Source organism: uncultured Desulfobulbus sp. (assembly GCF_963662935.2).
In the GTDB taxonomy this organism is placed as follows: Bacteria; Desulfobacterota; Desulfobulbia; order Desulfobulbales; family Desulfobulbaceae; genus Desulfobulbus.
Window position 1 is genome coordinate 2,566,306 of the sequence record NZ_CAXXTL010000002.1, and the last position, 18,481, is coordinate 2,584,786.

Below are 18,481 nucleotides of genomic sequence, written 5' to 3' on the forward strand. Positions count from 1 at the left end.
CAGGTAAATTTGCTGTATGTACAGCGACATTTTTCTAGGCTTACACTTGGGGAATGTTTTTTAGAAAATAGGAAGTAACAGTGGCAGTGGTTGATCCATTATCCAATGTTCGCAATATCGGCATAATGGCCCATATTGATGCGGGAAAGACCACCACTACTGAGCGTATTCTTTATTATACGGGACGGTCGCATAAAATTGGTGAGGTGCATGACGGTACGGCCGTTATGGACTGGATGGAGCAGGAGCAGGAGCGTGGCATTACTATCACCTCGGCTGCGACTACTTGTATTTGGAAAGAATACCGCATCAATATTATTGACACTCCTGGGCATGTCGATTTTACCATTGAGGTTGAGCGATGCTTGAGAATCCTTGATGGCGCAATTGCGGTTTTCTGTGCGGTTGGTGGAGTTGAACCGCAATCGGAAACGGTATGGCGGCAAGCTGATTACTACCGGATTCCAAGAATTGCTTTTGTTAATAAAATGGACCGAGTGGGGGCATCCTTTACTAAATGCCTTGAAGAAATAGAAAACCGGTTGGGAGCATCTCCAGTGGCTATCACGCTCCCCGTCGGCAGTGAAGAAACCTTTTCAGGCATCATTGATCTTGTCGGAATGAAGCTGCTCCGATTTGATGAAGACACGCTAGGGCAACTTGTCACTGAAGAATCAATTCCTGACTCTTTGTTGGGAGATTCATCGGCCGCTAGATTGACACTCCTCGAGAAGTTGGCCGACTTCGATGAGGGCGTCATGGAAAAATACTTAAACGATCAAGAGATCGCTCCCGGTGAGATTCGAGCGGCATTGCGAAAGGCAACGCTTCACCTCGATTTGGTACCAGTGCTCTGTGGATCTGCATTCAAGAACAAAGGCGTTCAGCCATTACTTGATGCAATAGCAGATTATTTACCATCACCCGCTGATGTTCCCCCAGTTGCGGGGACGGATAAGGACGGTGCGCCGCTTGTCCGCAAGCCTGAGAGGAGTGAAAAATTTTGCGGTTTGGTTTTCAAGCTGCAAACAGATCCGTATGTGGGGAACTTAGCTTTCATCCGTGTTTATTCCGGTGAGCTTAAGCTAGGGGATAAAATTTTTAACCCGCGTAAAAATAAAACGGAAAAGATCTCGAAACTTATAAAACTTCACGCAAATAAACGTGAAGAAATTTCATCTATTAGCGCTGGTGACATCGGGGCTATTGCTGGTTTGAAATTTACTCGAACTGGCGATACACTCTGCGAAATTGACGACTTCGTTGTTCTCGAAACAATGCAATTTCCTGAACCAGTCATTGGGATCGCCATAGAGCCCAAGACTAAGGCAGATGAAAAACTGCTTGTTGAAAGTTTGGAAAAAATAGCTCAAGAGGACCCAAGTTTCAGAGTGACCCTGAGCGAGGACACTGGGCAAACGATTATTTCCGGTATGGGTGAGCTTCACTTGGAAATAATTACTGATCGACTCGTTCGCGAATTTAAGGTGTCCGCTAATGTCGGAAAACCTCAGGTATCCTACCGCGAGACTATAACAAAAAAGTGCAAGGCAGAAGCTAGGTTTGATAGTTTGGGTAGCGGCAAAGAACAATATGGACATGTTGAAATAGAACTTTTTCCAGGGAAAAAAGGAAGCGGTAACCAATTTCAATGTCTCGTCAACGAAACCTTAATACCCCCTTTATTCGTAGAATCCATAAAAAAGGGCGTTCTTGATAGTTTGGATTCTGGGCCATTGATTGGTTATCCCATGCTTGACGTAGTCGCCCACTTAGTTGGGGGCTCCTACGACGAGGAAAAGTCAACGGAAATGGCTTTCGGGGTGGCCGCCACTATGGCCTGCAGAAAAGCAGCAACTTTGGGAGAACCGGTACTGCTTGAGCCCTTGATGGATTTGGCAATTGTCACACCGGAGGAATACTTGGGTGACGTAATGAATGATTTGAATAAAAAACGTGCGCACGTAAATGGTGTCGTCACGGAAAAAAACAGGCAGATCGTTAATGCAAAGGCTCCCTTGGCTGAGATGTTTGGGTATTCCACAGATCTACGATCAGCCACCCAGGGCAGAGCGACATTTACCATGATTTTCAGTGAATTCTCGATGGTTCCATCCAGGCGAGCTGAAGTCATTATACATAAGATTAGTGGCGTATAACCTTATTTATACCCGTTGAGGTGCATGAGATGGCGAAGGAAAAATTTGCGCGGACAAAGCCGCATGTTAATGTCGGAACAATCGGTCACATTGACCATGGTAAGACAACCCTGACAGCGGCGATAACTCGCGTGTTGTCGACAAAAGGCATGGCCAAATTTACTGATTTCAGTGAGATCGACAAGGCGCCCGAGGAAAAAGAGCGCGGTATTACAATTGCTACCGCCCATGTCGAATACGAGACAGCTGCTCGCCATTACGCGCATGTGGATTGTCCTGGGCATGCCGACTATATCAAAAACATGATCACCGGTGCGGCTCAAATGGACGGGGCTATTCTTGTTGTGGCGGCCACCGACGGTCCCATGCCGCAAACCCGTGAGCACATTCTCCTGGCCCGTCAGGTCGGTGTCCCGGCCATGGTCGTTTTTCTCAATAAATGCGACATGGTCGATGACCCGGAACTGATCGAGTTGGTTGAGATGGAGCTCCGCGAGTTGTTGGACAAATACGATTTTCCTGGTGATGATATTCCGATTATCCAGGGATCGGCGCTACACGCCCTTGAATTTCCTGAAGACGAGGAAAAGGCAAAATGCATCTGGAATTTGATGGAAGCGGTCGATAACTACATTCCGCAGCCTGAACGCGCCATTGACAAGCCTTTCCTGATGCCAGTCGAGGATGTTTTTTCCATCTCTGGTCGCGGTACCGTCGCAACGGGACGAATTGAACGTGGCGTTGTTCACGTCGGGGATGAGGTTGAGATCGTTGGAATTCGCCCGACTGCCAAGACCACCTGTACGGGTGTTGAGATGTTCCGCAAATTGCTCGACGAGGGGCAGGCTGGTGATAACGTCGGAGCCTTGCTTCGTGGTGTCAAGCGTGAGGAAATCGTCCGTGGTCAGGTCTTGGCTAAACCAGGTTCCATTAAGCCGCATAAAAAGTTCAAAGCAGAAGCCTATATCTTGACCAAAGAAGAAGGTGGGCGTCATACCCCATTTTTTAATGGTTACCGGCCGCAGTTTTATTTCAGGACCACTGATGTGACCGGCGTCTGTACTCTTGAAGAGGGTGTGGAGATGGTCATGCCCGGTGACAATATACATATCACTGGTGAACTCATCACCCCGATTGCGATGGAAGCAGGGCTTCGTTTTGCCATCCGTGAAGGCGGTCGCACCGTCGGCGCAGGCGTCGTCAGCGATATTATCGAATAAAAGGAGAAATGATGATTCCTACTGATAAAATTCGTATAAGGTTGAAAGGATATGATCATAAACTTCTTGATCTCTCCACCAAGGAAATAGTCGATACCGCGAGAAGGACTGGGGCGACCATTGTTGGACCTATTCCGCTTCCCACAAGTATAAATAAATACACGGTGCTGCGATCTCCGCATGTTGATAAAAAATCTCGAGAACAATTTGAGATGAGGACCCATCGACGTTTGCTAGACATACTTGAACCTACTCAGCAAACAATCGATTCGCTCATGAAACTTGAGTTATCTGCCGGCGTCGACGTTGAGATTAAACTCCCGTAATTGACGACTGTTGATGAATGGGTGTTTGATAAACTAATAATCACATCTAGTGATTAAGAATTGAATTCAGGTAGAAAAATGCCGAATACAAAAGGAATATTAGGACGGAAAGTCGGAATGACCCGCGTTTACGATGAAAATGGTCGGGCGATTCCAGTAACCGTTATTGAAGCTGGACCATGTACGATACTGCAGAAAAAGACGGTGGGAAAGGAAGGGTACAATGCTATTCAGATCGGTTTTCTTGAGAAAAGAGAATCGAGGCTAAATAAACCTGAGGCCGGACATTTTAAACGTTCAGGGGGTGTCGGTTTTTACCATATTAAAGAATTCAGAGTGAACGATCCTGAATCCTATGAAGTTGGCCAGAAAATTACCCTTGCTGAGATTTTAACCATTGGTGATCTCATCGATATTTCAGGAATGAGTAAGGGGAGAGGGTTTCAGGGTGTCATAAAGCGTTATGGTTTCTCAGGTGGTGGGGCAAGTCATGGTTCTAACTTCCACCGTGCTCCTGGCTCCATTGGCTGCAGTGCATGGCCTTCACGGGTATTGAAAGGCAAAAAAATGCCTGGAAGAATGGGGAATGACCTGGTGACGCTGAAAAATCTTAAGGTCATTGATGTTAGAATAGACGAGAACGTTTTGCTTGTGCATGGAACGATTCCAGGCGCAAAAAACGGGATACTTAATATTTTTACAAAAGCATAATCGCCAGGACTGCTTTTAAGGAGATTCTCATGGCAGTTTGTGATGTCTTAAATACACGAGCCGAAAAAGTCGGCGAAATCGACTTGAACGATTCATTGTTCAATGTTGAAATTAAAACAGGAATTCTGCATGAAGTTGTATGCATGCAGAGAGCAAATCGCCGCAGTGGTAGTGCGTGTACAAAAACGAGAGGCGAGGTGAGTGGCGGAGGTGCAAAACCGTGGCGACAGAAAGGAACCGGCCGTGCTCGAGCTGGAAGCCGGACGTCTCCAGTTTGGCGCGGTGGCGGCACTGTTTTTGGCCCTAAACCACGAGATTACAGCTACTCAATGCCTAAAAAAGTCAAACGGCTCGCTTTGAAAATGGCACTTAGTGCGCGTAATCAAGAAGGCAATCTTGTAATTGTTGATTCTTTCGAACTCCCTGAAATCAAAACTAAAGGTTTTGTAGGAGTGATGAGTAATTTTAAGTTTGACAATTGTTTACTAATCACAAGTGAGATTGATGATAAAATCTCTATTTCGGCGAGAAATGCTGTTGGCTATAAGGTTTTGTCAGTCGCAGGACTGAATGTTTATGACATTCTTAAGCACTCTAAATTGATGCTGATTCAATCGAGCCTAGCTAAAATTGAAGAGAGGTTGATGGCATGAAAGCAATATATGACGTGATTAAAAGTCCTTGCTTGACTGAAAAAGGAAATATCCTCCAGGAGACACAAAATAAGGTTATCTTTGAGGTAGATCCGAGAGCTAATAAAATTGAAATAAAAAAAGCAGTTGAAAGTCTATTTAATGTAACGGTATCAAAAGTTACAACGACTAATATACTTGGAAAACAGAAACGAGTAGGTGCCAAATCCACTGGTAGAACGAGTGATTGGAAAAAAGCGTATATCACCCTAGCAGAGGGAAAAATAAATTTCCTCGACGAGCTTTAATCCATAATTTACCGATTTACATCAGCAGAGATTAGATTATAGGAATTGCAATGTCTATCAAAATCCACAAGCCAACATCACCAGGAAAGCGGCACCACGTATCTGTTCAACAGGCATTTTTGACTGATAAAGAGCCTGAAAAAAGTCTGGTTGCTACCCTTAAAAAAACTGGTGGACGTAATACTTACGGACGGATTACTGCGAGGCACAAAGGCGGCGGTCATAAACGTAAGTATAGAATAGTCGACTGGAAGCGAAATAAAATAGGTATACCCGCTACTGTAAAAGCTATCGAGTATGATCCCAATCGTTCAGCTAACCTGGCACTGCTTACCTATGCTGACGGTGAAAAAACCTACATTCTTTCACCCAATGGCCTGACTGTTGGCGATATAGTCGTCGCAGGGGCAGGGGTGGACATTAAGCTTGGCAACTGTCTCCCCATGATTAACATTCCATTAGGAACAGTTATTCATAACATCGAAATGAAAATCGGCAAAGGAGCGCAATTAGTCCGCTCCGCTGGCGCTGCAGCTCAATTGATGGCTAAAGATGGAAATCAGGTACTCGTTAAACTGCCTTCAGGGGAAGTGCGAAAATTTAATAAAGAATGCAGAGCCTGCATTGGACAGGTAGGAAACCCTGAGCATGCAAGTCAAAAACTTGGTAAAGCTGGTCGCGCCAGATGGAAAGGTGTTCGTCCTTCGGTCCGAGGTGTAGCCATGAACCCCGTTGACCATCCAATGGGCGGCGGTGAGGGCAAAAGCTCAGGTGGCCGTCACCCTTGCTCACCATGGGGCATGCCTTCTAAGGGTTTTAAAACAAGAAAACGGAAAACCTCTGACCGTGACATAGTCAACAAGCGGAGTTAGTAAAAGGAGAACATACTTATGGCCAGATCTATAAAAAAAGGCCCTTTTGTCGATGGACATTTGATGAAAAAGGTTGAGCAGGCTCAGGAGACAGGAGCTCGTAAAGTCATCAAAACTTGGTCTCGTCGGTCAGACATTCTGCCAGAAATGGTTGGGTTAACCTTTGCAGTTCATAATGGTAATAAATTCATTCCTGTTTATGTAACTGAAAACATGGTTGGGCATAAATTGGGTGAATTCTCACCGACAAGAACATACTATGGTCATGCCTCAGATAAAAAAGGCAAATAGACTATAATAAATTATACTGCAGGTCACCCTCAGGAGTGAAACGATGGAAACAAAAGCCGTCGCAAAATATATTCGTATTTCTCCACAAAAAGCACGTCTTGTTGCAGATGTCATTCGTGGTATGAATGCCGAAAAAGCGGTTACTACTTTACGTTTTATGCCCAAAAAAGCTGCTAGGATCATACGTAAAGTGTTGGAATCTGCTGTAGCAAACGCCGATCAGAAGGAATCTATCGATGTTGATACGCTCTTTGTTAAGGAGATTACTATTGATGGAGGCCCTATGCTTAAACGATTTAGCCCTCGGGCTATGGGGCGAGCTACTCGTATTTTAAAGAGAACGAGCCACATTACAGTAGTGGTCGCTGAAGCGTGATCAAAACTATCATTCATTTTGAGATTACCTGTAGATAGGGAACGGAGGATTATCTTGGGACAAAAAGTCAATCCCATTGGACTGCGGCTTAATATCACGCGATCTTGGGAATCCATTTGGTATGCTGACAAGGATTATGCAAAAAATCTTCATCAGGATCAACTTATACGGAAATTTTTAAAACAGAAACTTTATCACGCAGGTGTTTCAAGGGTTGTTATTGAAAGAACCGGTGACAAGATCAAGATAAAACTGTATACCGCTCGCCCTGGGATAGTCATAGGGAAAAAAGGCACTGAAATTGAAGGATTAAAGAAGGAGCTTGAGCAAAAGTTTAAGCGCACTTGTTTCATTGATATCCAAGAAGTGCGACGTCCAGAAGCTGATGCTCAACTCGTTGCGGAGAGTATCGCTACGCAACTCGAAAGGAGAATAGCTTTTAGACGGGCCATGAAGAAATCGATCAATTCTGCTCTTCGCTTTGGAGTACAGGGAATCAAAATATCCTGCTCAGGGCGATTAGGCGGTGCCGAGATGTCCCGCACGGAATGGTTTAAGGAAGGCAGAGTTCCTCTGCATACGCTCAGAGCCGATATCGATTATGGAACCGCTGAAGCCAAAACAACCTACGGAATAATCGGTGTAAAAGTCTGGATTTTTAAAGGTGAAATTCTTGCGGACGCTGATTCTTCAAGCGAACAGATTTCTCAGAATCATTGATCTGCGATTATATTTCCATTGGCGATTTTCACTAGGAGTTAGAAATTATGTTAAGTCCTCGCAAAGTTAAACATAGAAAACAATTTAAAGGAAGGATGCGCGGTGAAGCATACCGTGGCTCCGATCTTGCCTTTGGAGATTTTGCGCTGAAAGCTACTGGGTGTGGTCGTATGACCGCCCAACAAATAGAAGCCGCTCGTATAGCCATCAATAGAAAGGTTAAGCGTGGTGGTCAATTATGGATACGCGTCTTTCCAGATAAACCCATTACTAAGAAACCTGCTGAGACTCGCATGGGTAAAGGCAAAGGTGCCCCGGAATATTGGGTAGCGACCATCAAGCCTGGAAGAATTTTGTATGAACTAAAAGGTGTACCTGAAGATTTGGCACTCGAAGCTTTGAGACTTGCGAGCTTTAAGTTACCTTTTCCTACTACTGTTGTTAGCAAGAGTAAAATGATATGAAAGTAAAAGAACTCAGAAGCCTCTCTGTCGAAGAACTTCATAAGAAAAATTCTGAAACACGTGAAGATCTTTTTAAGTTACGCTTTAAACACGGTATTCGACGGCTTGAAAATCCTTCTAAAATTGGGTTGTTAAAAAAGGATATAGCTAGAATTCAAACCGTACTTACTGAAATAAATAAAACTACTTTGCCTAACCATTAATTACTGTTTCTGGATAAAATGATGAGCGATCAAGTCAAGAAAACGCGACAAGGTTTTGTTGTTAGCAATAAAATGGATAAGAGCGTAGTTGTGGTTGTGGAACGAATTATTCCCCATAAACTCTATGGGAAATATATTCGACAACAGGTAAAATATATGGCGCATGACGTTTTAAATCAGTGTCAAATCGGTGATTTAGTTCTGATTGAAGAATGTAGACCTTTATCCAAAAGAAAGCGATGGCTTGTACGCAACATTATAGAACGCGCCGCGTAATTTCCCCCCTAGTAGTAGACTAGCGAACGCTCAACGATACGAATAGAGAAGATAATCGGGTGATGTCATGATCCAAACAGAAACCATTTTGAATGTTGCCGATAACTCCGGTGCTAAAAAAATACTATGTATACGAGTGTTGGGCGGAACCCGAAAACGCTATGCGAGTATAGGAGACATTATTGTCGTCACAGTTAAAGAAGCCATCCCGCATGCAAAGGTCAAGAAGGGTGATGTACTGAACGCTGTTGTAGTACGTACAGCTAAATCGATAAGGCGACCCGAAGATACAACTGTTAAATTCGACGAAAATGCAGCTGTTCTGCTAGCAAATAACGGCGAACCGATAGGCACTCGTATTTTCGGACCGATAGCTCGAGAACTTCGTTCACTCGGATTTATGAAAATAATATCTCTAGCTCCTGAAGTGCTATAATAATCAATATATAACAAAGCGACTGAGGATTTAAAAAATGCGCCAAGGACATGCTAATCTCCGGGTCAATGATAAAGTTGAAGTTATAGCCGGGAAAGATAAAGGACGTGTAGGTAAGATTTTACGAATTGAAAATGCAAACAATCGATTAATAGTTGAGCGAATAAATTTGATAAAAAAGCATCAAAAGGCAACTGAAGCTACTCAGTCAGGGCAAATTATAGAAAGAGAAGCAGGATTACATATTTCAAATGTGATGCTCGTCTGCCCTGAATGCTCCGAAACAGTAAGAGTCGGAAAAAAATTGTTGGAAGATGGAACGAAGGTTCGCATGTGCAAAAAATGTAAAGCAACAATTGAATCAGCAAAATAGTAGCATTGCCTGCTTACGGAGCAAGAAATGACCACACTGAAAGAACAATACGAGAACGAACTGAAATTAACACTTCAGAAACAATTAGGGATTTCAAATGTTATGGATATCCCAAAAATAGAAAAAGTCGTCTTGAATATGGGACTCGGAGATGCGGTTCAGAATCCTAAGATAGTTGAAAAAGCTGCACAAGAACTCACCATGATATCAGGCCAAAAAGCAGTGGTAACAAAGGCTAAAAAATCCATCGCCACTTTTAAACTGCGCGCCGGAATGCCTATCGGAGCCCGAGTAACGCTTCGTAAAGACCGGATGTACGATTTTCTCTCAAAACTAATAAATGTCGCCTTACCGCGAGTCAGGGACTTTCGCGGGGTATCTGGCAAAGGCTTTGACGGGCGGGGTAATTTTTCCATGGGTATTACGGAACATATTATATTTCCCGAAATTGATTACGATAAAATAGACCAAATTCGTGGGTTTAATATTACTATAGTGACTTCGGCAAAAACTGACGAAAATGCTCGGGCTTTACTGGACGCCATCGGAATGCCCTTTAAGAAGAAATAATAGTCATATTTTTAATATCTGTAACAGGAGGATTCTGTGGCAAAAAAATCGCTTATTGCCAAGGCCGGGCGCAAACCTAAGTTTTCTGTTCGCGCCTACAACCGATGCCCTTTATGCGGTCGATCAAGGGCTTTTTACCGCAAATTTGGCCTATGCAGATTATGTTTTCGTAAGCTTGCTTCCAAAGGCGAAATTACTGGCGTTACAAAATCTAGTTGGTGACAGCTCATCGCATTACTTTTTGCTAAGCTTTTATTCTCCAATATGAGGAACGTTCAATGTCCATGAGTGACCCGTTAGCAGATATGTTAACAAGAATCAGAAATGCTACAAAGGCGCATTTTTCTACAATCGAAATGCCACTGTCAAAACTTAAGGTCAGCGTAGCCAAGGTACTTCAGAAGGAAGGCTATATAGCAGAATATCATATCCTTGAAGATGGACCTCAAGGTACTCTGAAGATAGATCTGAAATATGGCGCCAATAACGAGCGTGTAATTACTGGAATCAAACGGGTTAGTAAACCTGGTTGCCGACGATATAAACCAAGCAATAAAATTCCCAAAGTGATGAACGGACTCGGAGTAGCAATTTTAACTACTTCTCAAGGTGTTATCACAGATAGAGAAGCTCGGCAGCTGAATATTGGCGGTGAACTGCTTTGCGAAGTCTGGTGAAACAGATAAGTATCTTCGAAAATAGGAGAATGGAATGTCCAGAATAGGTAAACAGCCTATACCCGTACCCAAGGGTGTGAAGGTTGAAATACAGGGGACGCATATTAAGGTTTCAGGAAATAAGGGTGTGCTGGAACGAAATATCCGACCTGAGATAGATATCAAACAAGAAGAAAGTTTTCTTGTTTGTTCGCCTAAAGGAACCAGTAAACGGGTCATGGCTTTTTGGGGTATGACTCGCTCACTTATTAGCAATATGATTGCTGGAGTTGATCAGGGATTCTCAAAAAAACTTATGGTTGAAGGTGTTGGATATCGAGCAAACATCGCCGATCAAACCCTTTCTTTGAGTGTTGGTTACTCTAGTCCTGTCAGTTTTCCTCTTCCTAGTGGAATATTTGCTACTGTCGAAAAAGACAATTCAATCACCGTACAGGGGGTTGACAAAGAACTTGTAGGGTTGACAGCAGCAAAAATAAGAGACATTCGAAAACCAGAACCTTATAAAGGGAAAGGAATACGATATTTCGATGAGCATATCGTTAGAAAGGTAGGCAAAGCTGGCGGTAAAAAATAACTTAATCACTAAAGTGGTCAACCATGGCTAAAACTAATCCAAAAGTTACAGCAAGAAAAAAAAGGGTCCAAAGAATCCGGGTCAAAATCTTCGGAACTACAGAAAGACCCCGTATGAGTGTTTATCGAAGTAATAAGCATATCTACGTACAAATCATTGATGATATGCAACACAAAACTCTTGTTGCCATGTCAACTGAAGATAAAAATTTCGATTGTACTGAGCTCAACGGTAAATGTGAGCAGGCAAAGAGAATTGGTCTTCTGATTGCTGAGAAAGCAAAAATAGCTGGAATTGAAAAGGTTGTTTTTGATCGAGGCGGTTATATTTACCATGGTAGAGTAAAGGCATTATCCGAAGGGGCACGCGAAGGCGGCTTACAGTTCTAATTATATTCTAAAGTTTAATCGATTCAATATATCGAACGGGGGTGTTTCTTGGCTGAATTTAAACGAGCGAAAGAAGGGATTCAGGAAGAGCTCATCGAAAAAATTGTTTTTATCAACCGTGTTGCTAAAGTTGTTAAAGGCGGTAGGCGGTTCAGTTTTAGCGCCATTGTTGTTGTCGGAGACGGTAATGGCAAAGTTGGCTACGGGCTTGGCAAAGCAAACCAGGTACCTGAGGCGATACGTAAAGGAATTGAACAAGCGCGTAAGGATATGCAAAATGTATCCTTAACCGCAGTTTCAATTCCTCATGATATCATAGGTAAATTTAAATCCGGAAGTGTCATGCTCAGACCAGCATCTGACGGTACAGGTGTTATTGCCGGTGGTGCTGTGCGCGCTGTTCTTGAAGCTGCTGGTGTTCAAAATATTCTCACCAAATGCCTTGGTTCTAATAATCCACACAATTTAGTAAAAGCCACCATGGCCGGGTTGAGAAAACTGAGAACCGCCGAACAGATTGCAAAATTGCGTAATCTAAAGGTCGAAGAGATGGTTGCTTAAGCATCTCATAAAGGGAAGATATAAAATGAATGAGATCATCACATACTCTCAGGTGAAAAGCTACATTGGTAGCCCCAAGGCTATTCGTGCTACCTTGATTGGACTAGGGCTCACTAAGATGCATAAAACTATAACCAAAAAAAATACACCTGAGTTGCGCGGTATGTTAGCAAAGGTGCAGCACCTAGTAAAAGTGGAGGAGTAACTATGCTCACATTAAATAATCTCACTCCGAGTGAAGGTGCTCGGAAAGATAAAAAAAGAGTTGGGCGTGGACCAGGCAGTGGCAATGGAAAAACAGCTGCAAGGGGCCATAAAGGTGCTCGCGCACGATCTGGTTATAGTGCCAGGCCAGGTTTTGAAGGCGGACAGATGCCACTACATCGTCGCCTTCCCAAAAGAGGATTTACTAATATATTCAAAAAAGTCTATAACTTGATATCTCTCGATCAACTCAATACTTTTGAAACGGGAACTGTTGTAGACTATGCGGCTATTGTGATTGCAGGTTTTATAAAAAAGGATGGACCTGTAAAAGTATTGGCCAATGGTGAGGTTACCAAGCCCCTTACAATCAAAATTGAGAAAATTAGCCAAGGCGCAAAAGAAAAAATTATTGCTGCTGGTGGGACAATTGAGGCATAACGGATGAGCGGTCTAGTCAGCGCTGCCAGTATACCAGAGTTACGCAAGAGAGTGATTTTCACTCTCTTGATGCTTTTAGTCTACAGAATGGGGGTGCAAATACCCACCCCAGGTATAAATGGAGAGGCTCTGGCTGCTTTTTTTGAAAAAAATGCGAGTACATTATTTGGCATGTTTAACATGTTCTCCGGCGGTGCGTTGGAGAATTTCTCGATATTTGCATTGGGCATCATGCCTTATATCTCTGCCTCGATTATTATACAATTGCTTACCGTTGTCGTTCCTCAACTCGAATCCTTGTCAAAAGAAGGTGAAACGGGCAGAAGAACAATTACCAAATACACTCGCTATGGAACAGTGGTTCTTTCCATTATTCAAGGCTTCTTTATTGCCACGGGCTTAGAGGGAATGACGAGCCCTAATGGAGTTCCTATTGTTATAGATCCTAGTCTTCAGTTTAAACTGATGACTGTTCTTACCTTGACATCCGGAACTGCATTTATCATGTGGCTTGGTGAACAAATGACCGAACGCGGGATCGGGAATGGGATTTCCATGATCATTTTTTCCGGGATCGTCGCGAGAATGCCTGCTGCAGTAATGAATACCGTTGAACTTATCAGATCCGGCGAACTTTCATTGATTTTCTTGCCAGTCATTGTAATTATGATGTTCTTCGTCGTGGGTTTCATAATTTTTATTGAAACGTCGCAGCGACGAATTCCCATTCAATATGCTAAAAGAGTTGTTGGTAGACGAGTATATGGGGGCCAATCTTCCCATCTGCCTTTAAAAATCAATGTGTCAGGAGTTATACCTCCCATTTTTGCCTCTTCAATAATGATGTTTCCTGCGACCATTGGCTCCTTTATTAAAATCGACTGGGTACAGCAGGTTTCAGCAGCTCTCTCACCAGGAACTGTTTATTACTACATCATGTACGTTGGGATGGTTGTGTTTTTCTGTTTTTTTTACACTGCTGTTACTTTTAAACCTGATGAAGTCGCCGAAAATTTAAAGAAGAATGGTGGGTTTATACCCGGAATCCGTCCCGGTAAAAAAACGGCAGAATTTCTTGACAAAGCCCTAGTGCGGCTGACGGTTATAGGCGCTCTGTATTTAAGCGTTGTCTGTATTATGCCTACACTTCTTATACAAAAACTCAATGTACCGTTCTATTTTGGAGGTACAGCGTTACTAATTGTAGTAGGTGTCGCCATAGACACCATTTCACAGATTGAATCCCATCTCATTATGCGCAACTATGATGGGTTTATGAAAGCTGGTCGGATTAAAGGTAGGCGTTGATACAGTTGTGGCCAGTGACCATTACGATAAGGCAATTACGATAAAATCGCCTGAAGAAATTGAACTGATGTTTCAGGCAAACCAGATAGTTGCTGGTGTTCTTAGTTTGCTCGAATCAAAAATATTAGAAGGTATATCAACTTTTGAGCTTGATTGTTTAGCCGAAGAATATTGTTATGAGCATGATGCTCAGCCCGCCTTTAAAGGGTATAAAGGTTTTCCTGCAAGCCTTTGTGCCTCTGTGAACGAAGAAGTTGTCCACGGTATACCTTCAAAGAAAAAGATTCTTCGCCCAGGCGATATTATTTCTCTTGACTTTGGGACTCGCTATAAAGGTTTTTACGGAGATGCAGCTATAACAGTAGCTATTGGACCAATAGATACTCGGATAGCTCAATTAATAGAGGTTACCAAAACAGCACTCGATAAAGGGATAGAGCAGGCAAAGGTAGGGAATAGAATTTCTGATGTTTCTCGGGCCATTCAGCAATATACCGAAGAGCATGGTTTTTCAGTTGTTCGTCAATTTGTTGGACATGGTATTGGTTCAAACCTTCACGAACCACCTGAAATACCTAACTATGTTCAAAGGCAGGCTTCTCCCCGAATCTTGGAGGGAATGGTCCTTGCGATTGAACCGATGGTTAATTTTGGGGTAGCAAAGGTAAATGTCATGAAGGACCAATGGACGGTTGTGACTGCGGATCGAAAGCCATCGGCCCATTTTGAACACTCAGTAGCCATCACTTCACACGGGCCAAGAATTCTCAGTAAACAGATTTCTCTTTGTTAGCTTTCTTGGATAGATAATAATAAAGCTTGAAAAACAAAATGTAATTCGATATAATTTACGTTTTTATTCGATCGAATCGGGGTGTTTTGAAAAATGTCGAAAGAAGAGGCTATTGAAGTAGAAGGTACTATTGTTGAGCCGTTACCCAATGCTATGTTTCAGGTGGAATTGGACAATGGGCATAAGGTACTTGCGCATATATCCGGAAAGATGCGTATGCATTATATTAAAATCCTCCCTGGTGATCGTGTGACTGTTGAATTGTCTCCTTACGATTTAACACGGGGAAGGGTTACTTTTCGCGCCAAGGGCGGAAAAGGGAAAAAATAAATTATACTGTCTGGGGCATGATATGAAAGTTCGGTCATCTGTCAAGAAAATATGCAGTGAATGCAAGATTTTAAAGCGAAAAGGGGTTGTTAGGGTTTCTTGTGTCAATAAAAAGCACAAGCAACGTCAAGGTTAACAGGTCTTTTTGAAATTCTAGCAATTTTCTGAAAAAAGGAGCACAAATTTGGCACGTATAGCTGGTGTGGATTTACCACGCAATAAACACATGGAACGAGCGCTGACATATATTTACGGAATTGGTTTGACAACTGCGCGCCAAATTCTCGACAAGGCTGATCTTCCTTATCAGATGAACAGTGATGACCTAAGTGTAGAGGATGTTAATAGAGTCCGAACCGTCATTGAAAATGACTACGTGGTCGAAGGTGACCGGAGACGTGAAGTCTCTATGGACATCAAACGGCTCATGGATCTCGGATGCTATCGAGGGCGAAGACACAGAAGAGGACTGCCTGTCAGGGGGCAACGAACGAAAACAAACGCCCGAACCCGAAAAGGTCCACGACGTGGGGCAGCTGTTCGGAAAAAATGAACAACAGGTTATTAATATAATGTTATTTGGCTACAGGTAATCAGGAGCATTTATGGCAAAAGCCGGCAAAGTTAACGTAAAAGTTAAGAAAAAAGATAAAAAGAACGTTCCGGAAGGGATTGTTTTTATTTACTCTACCTTCAATAATACGGTTGTTACCGTTACTGATCGCCAAGGAAATACTTTGTCTTGGGCTAGTGCAGGTGTTCTAGGTTTTAAGGGTTCAAGGAAATCTACCCCCTTTGCTGCTCAAAATGCTTTGAGTGATGCTGTGGCTAAAGCTAAAGAGCATGGGTTGCGCAAGGTTGAAGTGCGAGTAAAGGGACCAGGGCCTGGGCGGGAAGCTGCATTGCGTGCCTTAACGACAGTTGATTTGGATGTAAGCCGAATTGTAGATGTCACCCCACTTCCACACAATGGATGTAAGCCCCCCAAAAGAAGAAGGGTCTAAGTTTTACTCTGTCATAATTCGTTATTTATGTCTTGCTAGTGACCCAAGACAATTATTTGGAGGTAAAAGTTGGCTAGATATACTGGAGCATCATGCAGGCTTTGCAGGCGTGAAAATCTGAAAATGTTTCTTAAGGGCGACCGTTGCTACTCTGATAAATGCGCTTTCGAAAGACGTTCATTTGCCCCTGGGCAACATGGGCAGAATAAATTTCGTAAAGTTTCAGATTACGCTGTCCAGCTCCGTGAAAAACAAAAAGTCAAGCAAATGTACGGAATGCTTGAAGCTCAATTTCGGCGATACTTTGAGAAAGCCGAAAGGGCTAAGGGCGTGACAGGTGAAATTCTTCTCATTATGCTTGAGCGTCGGCTCGACAACGCTCTTTATAGAGCAGGTTTTGCAAGTTCTCGAGATCAAGCACGTCAGATGGTTCGACATGATCTTTTCACATTGAACGGGAAAAAAATTAACATACCCTCCTATCAAGTGAAACCAGGGGATATCATTTTTTTGAAAGAAAAAAATCGGAAAAATGCCGTGATAACTGACAATCTTGAAGGGGCAGCCCGCAGAGGATTACCGAGTTGGTTAGAATTTGACCAGACTAAATTTCAATGTGTTGTTAAAGCATTGCCAAACCGTGATGAAATAACGATGCCAATTCAGGAACAACTCATTGTAGAGCTGTATTCTAAGTAACTTTTATAGTTAGGTATTGCATGGCACAGGAAATCCGGGATGAAAATCCCTTTTACAATAACTGGCACACCCTTATAGCTCCGGAAAAGCTGGAAGTCAATGAGGGCTCACTTACCAGTCGTTACGGTAAATTCGTTTGCCAGCCTTTGGAAAGAGGATTCGCTACAACTATTGGAAACTCTCTGCGTCGGATTATGCTCTCCTCGATTCGAGGGGCTGCTATAACATCCGTCAGATTGAATGACGCGCTACATGAATTCACAACAATAGACGGTGTTCATGAAGATGTGGCTGAGATTATCCTTAACCTAAAACAAGTACGACTGAAATTGAACGGGCCGGAATCTCGTACCGTCACCATTGAAAAAATAGGTCCAGGAGAAGTTCTCGCAGGGGACATTAACGGTGGCGCATACGTTGAAGTTATGAATCCTGATCTCGTTATCTGTACGATTACAAGTGAAACTACTTTTCGTGCTGAGTTAGAGGTTCATTGGGGAAAAGGGTACGTTCCCGCAGAGTTCAATAAAAAAGAAGGGCAACCGATTGGTGTCATTCCTATTGATTCGGCGTTTTCACCTATCATTTGTGTACAATATGTTATTAGCCAGGCTCGAGTTGGACAGCAAACAGATTATGACCGTCTCACGATTGAGATTGAAACCGACGGAAGCGTAGAACCGCAAAATGCTCTTGCATATGCCGCGAAAATCTTGAAAGAGCAAATGACCATTTTTATCAATTTCAACGAAGAAATTGCTAAAGCTCCTGATAATTCAGATAATGATGAAGATGGTAAAGCGTATCCTCCTTTTCTTGATAAAAATGTCGAGGACCTTGAGCTATCGGTACGATCTGCTAACTGTTTGAAAAACGCTCAAATCCAATACATCGGTCAGCTTGTTAATAAAACTGATGCTGAAATGTTGAAGACCAAGAATTTCGGTCGTAAATCATTAAATGAAATTAAAGCTTTACTTTCAGAACACAATCTCACTTTGGGGATGAAGTACGACGGATGGGTTTTCCCCGAAAAACGTGAAGAGAAAATTGAAGAGTAGGCTTGTATTCCTTGCTAAAGGACAATTCTTGCTAAAGACCAAAGGATAGACCATGAGACATAGAAAAGCTGGCCGTAGACTTGGCCGTACATCTTCACATCGTGATGCCATGTTGAGGAATATGGTAACTTCGTTACTCGACCAAGAACGAATCGTTACTACAGTGCCTAAAGCTAAGGAAGCTCGACGGGTAACCGAACAGATGATCACCTTAGGAAAAAGAGGAGATCTTCACGCTCGGCGTCAAGCAATGTCCTACATTCGGTCAAAAAATATTGTAGCTAAGCTTTTCGATCAATTGAGCAGCCAGTATGCCGAGAGAAAAGGTGGCTACACACGGATTATCCGGACTGGTTCACGATTGGGTGATGCCGCGCCTATGGCAATTCTCGAATTGGTCGATTATAAGGAAATTGTGAGCGAGGTTAAGGCGGAACAAGACCAATAAAGTCCTTTTATACTATTACAAACAAGCTGGCATGAATATTCATGCCAGCTTT

At 43.0% G+C, this 18,481-nt stretch carries 32 protein-coding genes; all 32 read left to right on the forward strand.

The window, feature by feature from the left end; genetic code table 11:
• Nucleotides 1–80 precede the first annotated feature (80 nt).
• The 32 genes from fusA (at nt 81) to rplQ (ending at nt 18,429) form a co-directional block, all read left to right on the forward strand.
• Nucleotides 81–2,159: an elongation factor G gene (gene fusA / locus ACHZCX_RS15620; protein ID WP_319588126.1), complete on the forward strand. Its 2,079-nt coding sequence runs from the start codon at nt 81–83 to the stop codon at nt 2,157–2,159.
• A 29-nt stretch (nt 2,160–2,188) separates the two neighbouring features.
• Entirely contained in the window at nt 2,189–3,379 is a 1,191-nt protein-coding gene (gene tuf / locus ACHZCX_RS15625) for an elongation factor Tu (protein ID WP_319588115.1), read from the forward strand.
• A 14-nt stretch (nt 3,380–3,393) separates the two neighbouring features.
• Nucleotides 3,394–3,705, forward strand: coding sequence for a 30S ribosomal protein S10 (gene rpsJ / locus ACHZCX_RS15630; protein ID WP_028319801.1), 312 nt, complete (start codon nt 3,394–3,396; stop codon nt 3,703–3,705).
• Nucleotides 3,706–3,783: 78 nt separating this feature from the next.
• The gene (rplC, locus tag ACHZCX_RS15635) at nt 3,784–4,416 is read left to right on the forward strand and encodes a 50S ribosomal protein L3 (protein WP_319588127.1); all 633 of its coding nucleotides are present in this window, start codon (nt 3,784–3,786) and stop codon (nt 4,414–4,416) included.
• A 29-nt stretch (nt 4,417–4,445) separates the two neighbouring features.
• Nucleotides 4,446–5,069, forward strand: coding sequence for a 50S ribosomal protein L4 (gene rplD, locus ACHZCX_RS15640; RefSeq protein ID WP_319588128.1), 624 nt, complete (start codon nt 4,446–4,448; stop codon nt 5,067–5,069).
• Nucleotides 5,066–5,356, forward strand: a complete 291-nt coding sequence (locus ACHZCX_RS15645; RefSeq protein ID WP_319588129.1) for a 50S ribosomal protein L23 — start codon at nt 5,066–5,068, stop codon at nt 5,354–5,356. The genes rplD and ACHZCX_RS15645 overlap by 4 nt, the downstream gene beginning before the upstream one ends.
• Before the next feature lie 50 nt (nt 5,357–5,406).
• A complete protein-coding gene (rplB, locus tag ACHZCX_RS15650; RefSeq protein WP_319588130.1) occupies nt 5,407–6,228 on the forward strand; it encodes a 50S ribosomal protein L2 in 822 nt (273 codons plus the stop codon).
• An 18-nt stretch (nt 6,229–6,246) separates the two neighbouring features.
• Nucleotides 6,247–6,519 carry a 30S ribosomal protein S19 gene (rpsS, locus tag ACHZCX_RS15655; protein ID WP_319588131.1) on the forward strand — a complete coding sequence of 91 codons (273 nt, stop codon included), beginning with the start codon at nt 6,247–6,249 and terminating at the stop codon, nt 6,517–6,519.
• A gap of 43 nt (nt 6,520–6,562) precedes the next feature.
• Nucleotides 6,563–6,895, forward strand: a complete 333-nt coding sequence (gene rplV / locus ACHZCX_RS15660) for a 50S ribosomal protein L22 (RefSeq protein ID WP_319588132.1) — start codon at nt 6,563–6,565, stop codon at nt 6,893–6,895.
• Nucleotides 6,896–6,949: 54 nt separating this feature from the next.
• Nucleotides 6,950–7,615 carry a 30S ribosomal protein S3 gene (rpsC, locus tag ACHZCX_RS15665; RefSeq protein ID WP_319588133.1) on the forward strand — a complete coding sequence of 222 codons (666 nt, stop codon included), beginning with the start codon at nt 6,950–6,952 and terminating at the stop codon, nt 7,613–7,615.
• A gap of 47 nt (nt 7,616–7,662) precedes the next feature.
• Nucleotides 7,663–8,079: a 50S ribosomal protein L16 gene (gene rplP, locus ACHZCX_RS15670; protein ID WP_319588134.1), complete on the forward strand. Its 417-nt coding sequence runs from the start codon at nt 7,663–7,665 to the stop codon at nt 8,077–8,079.
• Complete coding sequence (gene rpmC / locus ACHZCX_RS15675; protein ID WP_319588135.1) at nt 8,076–8,282, forward strand: 50S ribosomal protein L29; 207 nt, start codon at nt 8,076–8,078, stop codon at nt 8,280–8,282. Before rplP ends, rpmC begins: the two co-directional genes overlap by 4 nt.
• An 18-nt stretch (nt 8,283–8,300) precedes the next feature.
• The gene (gene rpsQ, locus ACHZCX_RS15680) at nt 8,301–8,558 is read left to right on the forward strand and encodes a 30S ribosomal protein S17 (RefSeq protein ID WP_394708799.1); all 258 of its coding nucleotides are present in this window, start codon (nt 8,301–8,303) and stop codon (nt 8,556–8,558) included.
• A 67-nt stretch (nt 8,559–8,625) separates the two neighbouring features.
• Nucleotides 8,626–8,994, forward strand: a complete 369-nt coding sequence (gene rplN / locus ACHZCX_RS15685; RefSeq protein ID WP_319588136.1) for a 50S ribosomal protein L14 — start codon at nt 8,626–8,628, stop codon at nt 8,992–8,994.
• Between the two features lie 37 nt (nt 8,995–9,031).
• Nucleotides 9,032–9,367 carry a 50S ribosomal protein L24 gene (gene rplX / locus ACHZCX_RS15690; RefSeq protein WP_319588137.1) on the forward strand — a complete coding sequence of 112 codons (336 nt, stop codon included), beginning with the start codon at nt 9,032–9,034 and terminating at the stop codon, nt 9,365–9,367.
• Between the two features lie 27 nt (nt 9,368–9,394).
• Nucleotides 9,395–9,937, forward strand: coding sequence for a 50S ribosomal protein L5 (gene rplE, locus ACHZCX_RS15695; protein ID WP_319588138.1), 543 nt, complete (start codon nt 9,395–9,397; stop codon nt 9,935–9,937).
• 36 nt (nt 9,938–9,973) lie between these two features.
• Nucleotides 9,974–10,159 carry a type Z 30S ribosomal protein S14 gene (locus tag ACHZCX_RS15700; protein ID WP_319588139.1) on the forward strand — a complete coding sequence of 62 codons (186 nt, stop codon included), beginning with the start codon at nt 9,974–9,976 and terminating at the stop codon, nt 10,157–10,159.
• A gap of 56 nt (nt 10,160–10,215) precedes the next feature.
• On the forward strand, nt 10,216–10,614 hold the full coding sequence (gene rpsH / locus ACHZCX_RS15705) for a 30S ribosomal protein S8 (RefSeq protein ID WP_319588140.1): 399 nt from the start codon (nt 10,216–10,218) through the stop codon (nt 10,612–10,614).
• A gap of 34 nt (nt 10,615–10,648) precedes the next feature.
• On the forward strand, nt 10,649–11,191 hold the full coding sequence (rplF, locus tag ACHZCX_RS15710) for a 50S ribosomal protein L6 (protein WP_319588141.1): 543 nt from the start codon (nt 10,649–10,651) through the stop codon (nt 11,189–11,191).
• A gap of 23 nt (nt 11,192–11,214) precedes the next feature.
• Complete coding sequence (gene rplR / locus ACHZCX_RS15715; RefSeq protein WP_319588142.1) at nt 11,215–11,580, forward strand: 50S ribosomal protein L18; 366 nt, start codon at nt 11,215–11,217, stop codon at nt 11,578–11,580.
• A 48-nt stretch (nt 11,581–11,628) separates the two neighbouring features.
• The gene (gene rpsE / locus ACHZCX_RS15720; protein ID WP_394708800.1) at nt 11,629–12,141 is read left to right on the forward strand and encodes a 30S ribosomal protein S5; all 513 of its coding nucleotides are present in this window, start codon (nt 11,629–11,631) and stop codon (nt 12,139–12,141) included.
• A gap of 25 nt (nt 12,142–12,166) precedes the next feature.
• Nucleotides 12,167–12,346 (forward strand): 50S ribosomal protein L30, encoded by a 180-nt coding sequence (gene rpmD, locus ACHZCX_RS15725; RefSeq protein ID WP_319588143.1) that lies wholly within the window; start codon nt 12,167–12,169, stop codon nt 12,344–12,346.
• 2 nt (nt 12,347–12,348) lie between these two features.
• Nucleotides 12,349–12,786, forward strand: a complete 438-nt coding sequence (gene rplO / locus ACHZCX_RS15730; RefSeq protein ID WP_319588144.1) for a 50S ribosomal protein L15 — start codon at nt 12,349–12,351, stop codon at nt 12,784–12,786.
• Nucleotides 12,787–12,789: 3 nt separating this feature from the next.
• Nucleotides 12,790–14,094 (forward strand): preprotein translocase subunit SecY, encoded by a 1,305-nt coding sequence (gene secY / locus ACHZCX_RS15735; RefSeq protein WP_319588145.1) that lies wholly within the window; start codon nt 12,790–12,792, stop codon nt 14,092–14,094.
• Nucleotides 14,095–14,101: 7 nt separating this feature from the next.
• Entirely contained in the window at nt 14,102–14,887 is a 786-nt protein-coding gene (gene map, locus ACHZCX_RS15740; protein WP_319588146.1) for a type I methionyl aminopeptidase, read from the forward strand.
• A 93-nt stretch (nt 14,888–14,980) separates the two neighbouring features.
• Nucleotides 14,981–15,217 (forward strand): translation initiation factor IF-1, encoded by a 237-nt coding sequence (infA, locus tag ACHZCX_RS15745; RefSeq protein WP_319588147.1) that lies wholly within the window; start codon nt 14,981–14,983, stop codon nt 15,215–15,217.
• Nucleotides 15,218–15,239: 22 nt separating this feature from the next.
• Nucleotides 15,240–15,353, forward strand: coding sequence for a 50S ribosomal protein L36 (rpmJ, locus tag ACHZCX_RS15750; RefSeq protein ID WP_319588148.1), 114 nt, complete (start codon nt 15,240–15,242; stop codon nt 15,351–15,353).
• A 48-nt stretch (nt 15,354–15,401) separates the two neighbouring features.
• Nucleotides 15,402–15,770, forward strand: a complete 369-nt coding sequence (rpsM, locus tag ACHZCX_RS15755) for a 30S ribosomal protein S13 (protein WP_319588149.1) — start codon at nt 15,402–15,404, stop codon at nt 15,768–15,770.
• Between the two features lie 52 nt (nt 15,771–15,822).
• Nucleotides 15,823–16,221 (forward strand): 30S ribosomal protein S11, encoded by a 399-nt coding sequence (gene rpsK / locus ACHZCX_RS15760; RefSeq protein ID WP_319588150.1) that lies wholly within the window; start codon nt 15,823–15,825, stop codon nt 16,219–16,221.
• A 69-nt stretch (nt 16,222–16,290) separates the two neighbouring features.
• Nucleotides 16,291–16,920: a 30S ribosomal protein S4 gene (rpsD, locus tag ACHZCX_RS15765; protein ID WP_319588151.1), complete on the forward strand. Its 630-nt coding sequence runs from the start codon at nt 16,291–16,293 to the stop codon at nt 16,918–16,920.
• A gap of 20 nt (nt 16,921–16,940) precedes the next feature.
• A complete protein-coding gene (locus tag ACHZCX_RS15770; protein ID WP_319588152.1) occupies nt 16,941–17,981 on the forward strand; it encodes a DNA-directed RNA polymerase subunit alpha in 1,041 nt (346 codons plus the stop codon).
• 52 nt (nt 17,982–18,033) lie between these two features.
• Nucleotides 18,034–18,429, forward strand: a complete 396-nt coding sequence (rplQ, locus tag ACHZCX_RS15775) for a 50S ribosomal protein L17 (protein WP_319588153.1) — start codon at nt 18,034–18,036, stop codon at nt 18,427–18,429.
• Nucleotides 18,430–18,481: the final 52 nt, after the last annotated feature.